Source organism: Oceanicella sp., assembly GCF_056449545.1.
Map to the genome: position 1 here is coordinate 17943 of NZ_JBWOMN010000111.1, position 10685 is coordinate 28627.

A 10685-nucleotide genomic window follows, 5' to 3' on the forward strand; every position below is an offset into this window, starting at 1 on the left:
GCGCACCCTCCCGTGCAGGAGGGCTGACCCATGGGAAAGATCACCCGCCGCGTGTTCATGGGTCTCGGGGTCGCCGCCGCCGGCGGACTGGCCGTCGGCTACTACTATGTCAGGAAACCCTACGCCAACCCGCTGGACTCCGCCCTCGCCCCCGGCGAGGCCACCCTCAACGCCTATGTGAAGATCGCCGAATCCGGCCAGATCACGGTGATCGCGCCGCGCGCCGAGATGGGGCAGGGGGTCTCGACGACCCTCGCCGCGCTGGTGGCCGAGGAACTGGATGTGGGACTCGACCAGATCATCGTTGAACACGGCCCCGCCAGCCCCGCCTATTACAACAGCGCCATGATGGCCGACGCGACCAATTTCGCCGCCTGGGATTCGTCATGGATGGCCGAGACGATGCGCGGCGCGGCCATGACCGGCGGGCGGCTGCTCGGCCTTCAGGTGACCGGCGGGTCATCCGCCACCATCGACGCCTTCGACAAGATGCGCGAGGCCGGCGCCGTGGCCCGGGCGCTGCTGATCGGCGCGGCGGCGCAGCGCTGGGACCTGTCCCCCGCCGGGCTGACCGCCGAACGGGGCGAGGTGATCGACCCCGCCTCCGGCCAGCGCCTCGCCTATGGCGATCTGGCGGTCGTGGCGGCGGGGCTGAACCCGCCGGCGCGGGTGAGGCTGCGCAACCCCGCCGACTGGCGCATCCTCGGCAAGCCGGCAATGCGCGTGGACATGCGCGCCAAGGTCACCGGGGCGCCGATCTACGGCATGGACGTGGATTTGCCGGACATGCTTTACGCAACCGTGCGCATGTCGCCGCGCTTCGGGGCCAAGGCGCGCAGGGTCGATGATTCGGCGGCGCTCGCCACCCCTGGCGTGCTGAAGGTCGTCAGACTGCAAACCCAGACCGGCAACGGCTTCGGGGTGATCGCGCGCAACACCTGGGCCGCCTTTCAGGGCGCCGCGGCGCTGGAGGTCGACTGGGCCGAGGCCGCCTATCCCAAAGACACAAGCGAACAATTTCAAGAACTTGACAGGGAATTGACGCGTGAGCAGGGCTTTGAGCTGGGCGGAAACGGCGACGCGCTCGCCGCCTTCGCCGCCGCCCCGCCCAGCGAAATGATCGAGGCCGAATACCGCGTCCCCTTCCTCGCCCATGCCTGCATGGAGCCCATGAACGCCACCGCCGAGCTGCGCGACGGCAAGCTCCGGCTCTGGGCCCCCAACCAGGCCCCGACGGTGCTGCAGAGGGTCTGCTCGGGGCTGGTGGGGCTCGATTCCGCGGATGTGGAGGTCAACACCACCTTCCTCGGCGGCGGCTTCGGGCGCCGCGCCGAGGTCGATTTCGCCATCTACGCCACCCTGCTGGCCCGCGAGACCGACGGCCGCCCTGTGAAGGTGGTCTGGACCCGCGAGGAGGACATGACCCATGACGCCTACCGCCCCGCCGCGCTGGGCCGGTTTCGCGCTCAGGCCCGCCCCGGCGAAGGCCCGGTGGCGCTGGAAATGCGCATCGCCGCGCCGCCGGTCATGGCCTCGGTCATGGGGCGCAGCTTTCCCTCGATCCCGGCCTCGGGGCCCGACAAGCCGATCCTCGACGGCAGTTTCAACCAGCCCTACGCCATCCCCCATCAGCGTTTCGAGGGCGTTCCCGTCGATCTCGGCATACCCGTGGGGTTCTGGCGCTCGGTGGGCAATTCCTACAACGGCTTCTTCCACGAATGCTTTCTGGACGAGATCGCCCTGGCCTCCGGCCTCGACCCGCTGGAGATGCGCCTGCGTCTGATGCAGGGCGATGATTTCGCCCCGGCCCGCAAGGCGGTGGAAAAGGTCGCGGAGATGTCGAACTGGGGCGCGACCGCCCCGGGCCGCGGCAAGGGCGTCGCCTTCACTCTCAGCTTCGGGGCCTGGGTGGCCGAGGTGGTGGAGGTCTCGACCTCCGATGCCGGGATCAGGGTCGAAAAGGTCTGGTGCGCGGCGGATCTGGGCCGGGTGCTCGACCCGGGCATCGTCAGCGCGCAGATGATGTCGGGCATCGTCTTCGGGCTCAGCTCGGCGATGATGCAGGAAACCACCTTCGCCGACGGCGAGGCCCAGGAAAGCAATTTCGACGGCTATGACGCCCTGCGCATGGCCCAGTGCCCGGACATCGAGGTGGCGCTGCTGGAAAACGCCCCCCGCATGGGCGGCGCCGGCGAACCGGGCACGCCGCCCTCGATCCCGGCGCTCGCCAACGCCATTTTCGCCGCCACCGGCCAGCGCCTGCGCGCGGCGCCCTTCGGCAAGATCGTGGACTTCATCTGAGCCGGACGCCCAGCCCGAGCGCGGTTTTCCCGCGCCGTTTCCCGCGCCGTTTCCCGTGGGCCGCGCGCGGTGGGCGCGGTGGGCGCGGTGGGCGCGGCCCGGCGCGCCCGGGCGGGGCGGCGAAGAAAAATCGCCGTTCGGCGCGACGGAACCGCCGCGCGACGACGTATCACGGGAAGGCGAATTGCAACGCGCCGCCGCTGCCCTATGATGCCCGGTCAAAGCAGGAGACCAGCCCATGACCGCCGAGCTCGGACATTTCGCCCTGATCCTCGCCCTTTTCGTCGCCGCCGCGCAGGCGGTTCTGCCGCTGATCGGCGCCCAGAAAGGCTGGGGCGACTGGATGCGGCTGGCCGTGCCCGCCGCCTTCGCGCAATTCGCGCTGGTGGCGCTGGCCTTCGCGGCGCTGACCTGGGCTTTCGTGACCTCGGATTTCTCGGTCAAGCTGGTGGCGGACAATTCGCATTCGCTGAAACCCATGCTCTACAAGGTCACCGGGGTCTGGGCCAATCACGAGGGCTCGCTGCTGTTCTGGGTGCTGATCCTGTCGATGTTCGGGGCCATGGTGGCCGGGTTCGGCGGCAACCTGCCCGCCGGGCTGAAGGCGCGGGTGCTGGCGGTGCAGGGCATGATCGGCGTGGGCTTCATCGCCTTCATGCTGTTCACCTCGAACCCGTTCCTGCGGCTGGAATTTCCGCCGCTCGACGGCGCGGGCATGAATGTGCTGCTGCAGGATCCCGGCCTCGCCTTCCACCCGCCGTTCCTGTATTTCGGCTATGTGGGGCTGTCGGTCTCCTACGCCTTCGCCATCGCCGCGCTGATCGAGGGCCGGGTCGACGCCGCCTGGGCGCGCTGGGTGCGGCCCTGGGCGCTGGGCGCGTGGATCTCGCTGACGCTGGGCATCGCGCTGGGGTCCTACTGGGCCTATTACGAACTCGGCTGGGGCGGCTGGTGGTTCTGGGATCCGGTTGAAAACGCCTCCTTCATGCCCTGGCTGGCGGCCGGCGCGCTGCTGCATTCGGCGATCGTGGTGGAAAAGCGCGACACCCTGAAAAGCTGGACCATCCTGCTGGCCATCGTGGCGTTCTCGCTGAGCCTCATGGGCACCTTCATCGTGCGCTCGGGGGTGCTGACCTCCGTGCACGCCTTCGCCTCTGACCCGACGCGCGGGGTGTTCATCCTCGGCATGATGACGCTGGCCATCGGCGGCGCGCTGGCGCTGTTCGCCTGGCGGGCCCCGAAGATGCGCGCCGGCGGGGTGTTCGCGGTGGTCAGCCGCGAAAGCGCGCTGGTGCTCAACAACCTGCTGCTGTCGGTGGCTTGCGCGGTGGTGCTGCTGGGCACGCTGATGCCGCTGATCCGCGAATACTGGGACGGCGCGAAGATCTCGGTCGGGGCGCCGTTCTTCGACCTCGCCTTCACCCCCTTCATGGTGGCGCTGGCCGTGGTGCTGCCGCTGGGCGCGGCGCTGCCCTGGAAACGCGGCAAGCTGGGCAAGGCGGCGCGGGCGCTGATCCCGACGCTGATCCTGGCGCTGTCGCTGGGGGCGCTGGCCTTCGCGCTGCAGACCGGGCGCAGCGCGCTGGCCCCGATCGCCGTGGCGCTGGGCGCCTGGCTGGTGCTGAGCGCAATCCTCGAACTCGCCGGCCGCGCCAAGGCCGGGCGGGCGCCGCTGGCCGAGACCCTGCGCCGCCTCGGGTCGCTGCCGCGCGCCGACTGGGGCAAGGCCTTCGCCCATGCCGGGTTGGGGCTGGCGATCTTCGGCATCGGCGCGGTGTCGTCCTGGGAGGTCGAGGACATCCGCACCGCCCGCCCGGGCGACAGCTATGCGCTGGGCGGCTACGAGGTGCAGTTCGCCGGCGTGCGCGAAACCAAGGGCCCGAACTACACCGCCGAAGTCGGCGATTTCACCATCCTGCGGGACGGCGCCGTGGTCGCGCGGCTGTTCCCGGAAAAGCGATTCTTTCCGGTGCAGCGCATGCCCTCGACCGAGGCGGGCATCGACGCCGGCCTGACCCGCGATCTCTACGTGGTGCTCGGCGACCGACAGGACAGCGGCGGCTGGGCGGTGCGCGCCTATGTGAAGCCCTTCGTGATCTGGATCTGGATCGGGGCGCTGGTGATGGCGCTGGGCGGGTTGGTGAGCCTGTCGGACCGGCGCTACCGCGTCGGCGCCGCCAAGCGGCGCAAATCCGCCGCCCCGGCCGCGCCGGTGGCCGCGGAATGACCGGCGTGCGGGGGCTGATCGCCGCGCTGCTGCTGGCGCTCGCCGCCGGTCCGGCATGGGCGGTGCAGCCGGACGAGATCCTCGACGACCCGGCGCTGGAGACCCGGGCGCGGGCGATCTCCAAGGAACTGCGCTGCCTGGTCTGCCGCAACGAGAACATCGACGATTCCAACGCCGGGCTGGCGCGCGATTTGCGCCTGCTGGTGCGCGAGCGCCTGGTGGCCGGCGACAGCGACGAGGCGACCATCGGCTATATCGTCGATCGCTATGGCGAATTCGTGCTGCTGCGCCCGGTGTTCAGCCTCGGCAACGCGGCGCTGTGGCTTGGCGGGCCGCTGCTGCTGATCCTGGGCGGGCTGGCGAGCTGGCGTTTCGTGGCCGCCAGCCGCCCGGGCGCCGCCGCGCCGGCGGGCGCGGGCGGCGATGGCGACGGGGGCGGCGGCGTTGTCGATGGGGGCGGCGGGGCGCGCGGGGCCGCAGCCAGGGGCGGCCTCAGCGCCGCCGAGCAGGCGCGGCTCGACGTCTTGCTCCGGGACTGATCGCCGCGTAGCGTCGCGCCACCCTGCCAAACGAAGGATCGGCGATGCGCTACGACACCATCCGCTACGAGCTTGACAGCGACGTGGCCACCATCACCCTGGCCCGCCCCGACAGCCTCAACGCCCTGAACGCGCAGATGCGCGCCGATCTGACCCACGCGCTGCTGCGCGCGCCCGAGGAGGCGCGGGCGCTGCTGCTCACCGGCATGGGGCGCGGGTTTTGCGCCGGGCAGGATCTGGGCGACGCGGCGAATGTGCGCGACCTGGATCTGGGCCGCACGCTGCGCGAGGAATACGCGCCGCTGCTGCGCGCGCTCACCGAATGTCCGATCCCCACCATCGCCGCGGTGAACGGCGCGGCGGCGGGGGCGGGGGCGAGCCTGGCGCTGGCCGCCGATATCTGCATCGCCGCTGAAAGCGCCAGCTTCATGATGGCCTTCGCGCGCATCGGGCTGATCCCCGACGCGGGGGGCAGTTTCCACTTGCCGCGCCTTGCCGGTCAGGCCCGGGCCATGGGCATGGCGCTGCTGGCCGAGCCGGTCCCGGCCGCGCAGGCCGCCGAATGGGGGATGATCTGGGCGGCGCTGCCCGATGACGATCTGCTGCCCCGCGCCCGCGCCCGCGCCGAGGCGCTGGCCGCCGGGCCGACGCTTGCCCTGCGGCTGGCCAAGCAGGCGATCCGGGCTTCGCTGTCCAATGATTTCGAGACCCAGCTGGAGCTTGAGGCGCATTTGCAGACCGAGGCCGGGGCGTCGCGCGATTTTCTCGAAGGCGTGATGGCGTTCTTGGAAAAGCGCCCGGCGAATTTCGAAGGCCGCTAGGGTCGCGAGGCCGCCAATGGCGGATCGGGATCCGCCCTACGCAGGGTTTCGACATTGGCGCGCAGCCGGCGCGCGCGGCGGCGGGGGGCATTGACTTGACGCGCCAGCCGGCGAAGCTCTGCCGATGATCGACAATCCCAAGCCGTTTCTCGACCGCCTGACCCGCGCCCCGATCGCCTACGCCCCCGCGCGGGGCGCCGAGGCCTGGGCGGGGCTCGACCTCGACCCCGCGGCGCGGGATCTGATCGAGGGGACGGCCGGGTCTTCGCCCTATCTGGCCGGGCTGATGCGCGCCGAGGGCGACTGGCTGCGCACCGCGCTGGGCGAGGCCCCCGAGGCGGCGCTGGCGCGGATCCTCGACGAGGTGCGCGCCATGCCCGGCAGCGTCGAGAGCTTCGGGCGCGCGCCGCTGCTGCGCCGGGCCAAGCGGCGTGCGGCGCTGCTGGTCGGGCTGGCGGATCTGGGCGGGGTCTGGGGGCTGGAGGCGGTGACCGGGGCGCTGTCCGACCTCGCCGACGCCGCCGTCGACGCCAGCCTGCGCGCGCTGGTCGGCGACGCCGCCGCGCGCGGGCGGCTGCCGGGGCCCGACGAGGACCCGGACGGCAATGCCGGGATCGCCTGTCTCGCCATGGGCAAGGGCGGCGCGCGGGAGTTGAACTATTCCTCGGACATCGACCTGATCTTCCTGTTCGACGAGACCCGCTACCCGCAAGACGACGACATGGAGATCCGCGCCCGGCTGATAAAGATCTGCCAGGGCGCGTCGCGGCTGCTGAGTCAGGCGACCGGCGACGGCTATGTGTTCCGCGTCGATCTGCGCCTGCGCCCGGACCCGTCGGTGACCCCGGTCTGCGTCGCCATGGGCATGGCCGAGCAGTATTACGAAAGCATGGGTCGCACCTGGGAGCGCGCCGCCTTCATCAAGGCCCGCGCCGCCGCCGGGGACATCGCCGCGGGCGAGGCGTTTCTGGAGCGCCTGACCCCGTTCATCTGGCGCAAGCATCTGGATTACGCCGCCATCGGCGACGCCCAGGACATCCGCGAGCGCATCCGCGCCCATCGCGGGCTTGGGGGACCGATCGCCGCGCCCGGGCACAACATCAAGCTGGGGCGCGGCGGCATTCGCGAGATCGAGTTCTTCGTGCAGACCCGGCAGCTGATCTGCGGCGGGCGCGACCCGGGCCTGCGCCAGCGCGCCACGCGCGCGGCGCTGGCGGCGCTGGCCGACGCGGGCTGGGCGGCGCGCGAGACGGCGGCGACGCTCGACGCCGCCTATGTCGCGCATCGCGCGCTGGAACACCGGCTGCAGATGGTCGAGGACGCCCAGACCCATGCCATGCCCACCGCCCAGGACGCCCGCGACCGGGTTGCGGCGCTCAGCGGCTGGCGCGACCGGGCCGCCTTCGAGGCCGACATCGTGGCCCGCCTGGTCACGGTCAGTCGTCTTGCCGAAGCGTTCTTCGCGCCCGGCGCCGCGACCGCGCCGGCGGCGCAAAGCGCCGACGATCTGGCCGCGCGCGGCTTCGCCCGGCCCGAGACCGCCGCCGCGATCATCCGCCGCTGGCGCGAGGGCGAGATCCCGGCGACGCGCTCGCCGCGCGCCCGCGCCATCGCCCGGCGGCTGGAGCCGCTGATCCTCGACAGCCTCGCCGCCGCCGCCGACACCGACGAGGCGCTGCTGCATTTTGACCGCTTCCTGTCGGGCCTGCCCTCGGGGGTGCAGATCCTGTCGCTGTTCGAGGCCAACCCGGCGCTGCTTGGTCTGATCGCCGAGATCTGCGCCGCCGCGCCGCGGCTGGCGGAGTATCTGAGCCGCAATTCGCGGGTGCTGGACGCGCTGCTGGATCGCGAATTCTTCGAGCCCATGCCCGAGGCGCCGGCGCTGGCGGCGGAGCTTTCGGCGCGGCTCGCCCATGAGGATGATTACGAACGCAAGCTCGACGCGGCGCGGCGCTGGCAGAAGGAATCGGCGTTTCGCGTCGGCGTGCAGGTGCTGCGCGGGCTGGCCGGCGCGCGCGAGGCCGGGCGCGGGTTCTCGGCCATCGCCGAGGCCAGCCTTTGCGCGCTGTTCCCGGTGGTGGAGGCGGAATTCGCGCGGCGCCACGGCCCGGCGCCGGGGCGCGGGGCGACGGTGCTTGCCATGGGCAAGCTCGGCAGCCGGGAGATGACCGCGACCTCGGACCTGGATCTGATCCTGCTCTATGACGCGCAGGGGCGGGAGACCTCGGAAGGCCGGCGTCCGCTGGCCACGCCGAATTATTTCGCCCGCTTCGCCCAGATGCTGGTGAGCGCCATGACCGCCAAGACCGCGGAAGGCGCGCTCTACGAGATCGACATGCGGCTGCGGCCTTCCGGGCGCCAGGGCACGGTGGCCACGGCCTTGCAGAGCTTTCGCGACTATCAGGCCGAGAAAGCCTGGACCTGGGAGCATCTGGCCCTGACCCGCGCCCGCGCGCTGGCCGGGCGGGCGGATCTGCGCGCCGACGCCGACGCGGCGGCGGCGGAGGCGCTGGCCCGGCCCCGCGACGCCGCCGCCGTGACGGGCGACGTGGCGCAGATGCGTGCGCGGCTGGCGGCGGCGCATGCCGGGGCGCGCCGCGACCCCTGGGCGCTGAAGCAGGCCGAGGGCGGGCTGATGGATATCGAATTCATCGCCCAGACCGGCGCGCTGCTGGCCGGGCGGCGGCTGCTGGAAAGCCCGGGCGCGTCGCTGACGGCGTTGGCGGAAAGCGGGTTCCTGACCGGCGCCGAGGCGCGGACGCTGGCCGATGCGCATGCGCTGATCGCGACGGTGCAGCAGGTGCTGCGCATCGCGCTCGACGGGCCGCTGGACCCGCGCGAGGTCGGCGCCGGGCTCAGCGCCGCGCTGCTGCGCGCCACGGATCGCGAGGATTTCGCGGCGCTGGAGGCGGCGCTTGTCGAGGCGCAGGCCGGGGCGGCGGCGATCTCGGCGCGGATTTTCGGTTGATTGCCGGCGGCGGCGGGCATTTTCACGGGCTGGCGGGCCCCGTCGGGCCGGGGCGGGGCGCGACCGGGGGCGACCGGGGGGCGATCGGGCCGGGGCCGGGGCGGCCAGAACGGGATGGCCAGAACGGGGCGGGATCGGCCCCATGGCGTCGCAATCCTGTGTTCATCGGCAACTATTTTGCATCGCAGCAAAGAAAACCCTTGCAATCACAAGCGATCCGCTCCACTTCAGCCGGGTGGCGACGCCCGGAGCGATCCGGGCCGCGCGGCGCAGATCCAGGATCCGGCCTGACCGACAGTCAAGCCCGACCCGCGACAGGACTGCCCCGCCCGCCCGGTTCCTTACCTCCGACATCAGGCGGGCGGGGACGCCCTCATTCCGCGCCAACCGGCGTGGACGCGACGGCGCGATGCGCGCGGGGTTTTCCCGCGAGCTACTCGTCGCGTTTTTCGTTTGCCGCCGCCAGAGCGCCTGGCCCCGGCGCACACCGCGCGGCATCCGCGCGGCGAAGGATACGCATTGACTGACACCATCGATTTCACCGGCTTCGGCCTGTCCGACCACCTTGTCGCCAGCCTGACCAAGGCCGGTTTCACCACCCCCACCCCGATCCAGGCCCAGGCCATCGGCCCGCAGATTGAAGGCCGCGACATCCTCGGCGTCGCCCAGACCGGCACCGGCAAGACCGCCGCTTTCGGCCTGCCGATCCTCAACCGCCTGCTGGCCCTGCGCGGCCGTCCCGCCCCGAAGACCTGCCGGGCGCTGATCCTCGCGCCGACCCGCGAACTGGCGGTGCAGATCCAGGAAAGCCTGCGCGGATTCGCCGGCGGCGCCCGGGTTTCGATCGCGCTGGTGCTCGGGGGCGTGTCGCGCTCGGCCCAGATCCGCCAGTTGTCGCGCGGCGTCGACATCGTCGTCGCCACGCCGGGGCGGCTCACCGATCTGCTTGGCGAACGGCATCTGCGACTTGACGAGACCGTCAACGTGGTGCTTGACGAGGCCGACCGCATGCTCGACATGGGCTTCATCCGCGACGTGCGCCGCATCGTCGATCAGCTGCACCCGCGCCGCCAGTCGGCGCTGTTTTCGGCCACGATGGAATCCGAGGTCGCCAAGCTGGCGGAAAGCCTGCTCAACGACCCGGTGCGAGTGTCGGTCAAGACCGAGCACAAGACCGTCGACGCCATCGCCCAGCAGGTGGAAATCCTGCCCAAGGGCCAGAAGCGCGGCCGTCTCGCCGAGCTGCTCGGCGATCCGGCGTTCAAGCGGGTGATCGTGTTCGCCCGCACCAAGCGCGGCGCCGACCGGGTGGCCGAAAACCTGATCACGGACGGGTTCAAGGCCGACGCGATCCACGGCAACAAGTCCCAGAACGCCCGTCAGCGCGCGCTGAACGGCTTTCGCAACGGCCGGGTCAACGTGCTTGTGGCCACCGACATCGCGGCGCGCGGCATCGACGTGCCGGGCATCACCCATGTGATCAACCACGACCTGCCCGACGAGCCGGAAAGCTATGTGCACCGCATCGGGCGCACCGGGCGCAACGGCGCGACCGGGGTGGCGATCACGCTGTGCGACCCGGATGAGCGCGACAAGCTGCGCGCGGTGGAACGCCTCACGCGGCTGCAGCTCGACCCCGACGGCGACGCGCCGCTGCCGCGCAAGACCGGCAAGCCGCGCCGGCGTCGCGGCGGTCCCAACGGCAACGGCGGCAATGGCGGGGCGGCCAACGCCAATGGCCAGAACCATCGTCAGGGCGGCCCCGGCAAGCCCGCCGTCCATGGCGGCGGCCGCAAGCCCGGCGGCGCCGGCGCGGCGCCCGGTCGGCG

At 71.9% G+C, this 10685-nt stretch carries 6 protein-coding genes; all 6 read left to right on the forward strand.

Going from position 1 to position 10685, the window contains the following annotated elements; all coding sequences use genetic code 11:
* The first annotated feature begins 30 nt into the window (after positions 1–30).
* Complete coding sequence (locus AC1HC7_RS14415) at positions 31–2301, forward strand: xanthine dehydrogenase family protein molybdopterin-binding subunit (protein ID WP_479495340.1); 2271 nt, start codon at positions 31–33, stop codon at positions 2299–2301.
* Positions 2302–2539: 238 nt separating this feature from the next.
* Positions 2540–4528, forward strand: a complete 1989-nt coding sequence (locus AC1HC7_RS14420) for a heme lyase CcmF/NrfE family subunit (RefSeq protein WP_479495341.1) — start codon at positions 2540–2542, stop codon at positions 4526–4528.
* Positions 4525–5067 (forward strand): cytochrome c-type biogenesis protein, encoded by a 543-nt coding sequence (locus tag AC1HC7_RS14425; protein WP_479495342.1) that lies wholly within the window; start codon positions 4525–4527, stop codon positions 5065–5067. The genes AC1HC7_RS14420 and AC1HC7_RS14425 overlap by 4 nt, the downstream gene beginning before the upstream one ends.
* A gap of 44 nt (positions 5068–5111) precedes the next feature.
* Positions 5112–5888 (forward strand): enoyl-CoA hydratase-related protein, encoded by a 777-nt coding sequence (locus AC1HC7_RS14430; RefSeq protein ID WP_479499160.1) that lies wholly within the window; start codon positions 5112–5114, stop codon positions 5886–5888.
* 124 nt (positions 5889–6012) lie between these two features.
* The gene (locus AC1HC7_RS14435) at positions 6013–8856 is read left to right on the forward strand and encodes a bifunctional [glutamine synthetase] adenylyltransferase/[glutamine synthetase]-adenylyl-L-tyrosine phosphorylase (protein WP_479495344.1); all 2844 of its coding nucleotides are present in this window, start codon (positions 6013–6015) and stop codon (positions 8854–8856) included.
* 519 nt (positions 8857–9375) lie between these two features.
* Positions 9376–10685 (forward strand): DEAD/DEAH box helicase (locus AC1HC7_RS14440; protein WP_479499161.1); only part of this gene is annotated, 1310 nt, incomplete at its 3' end.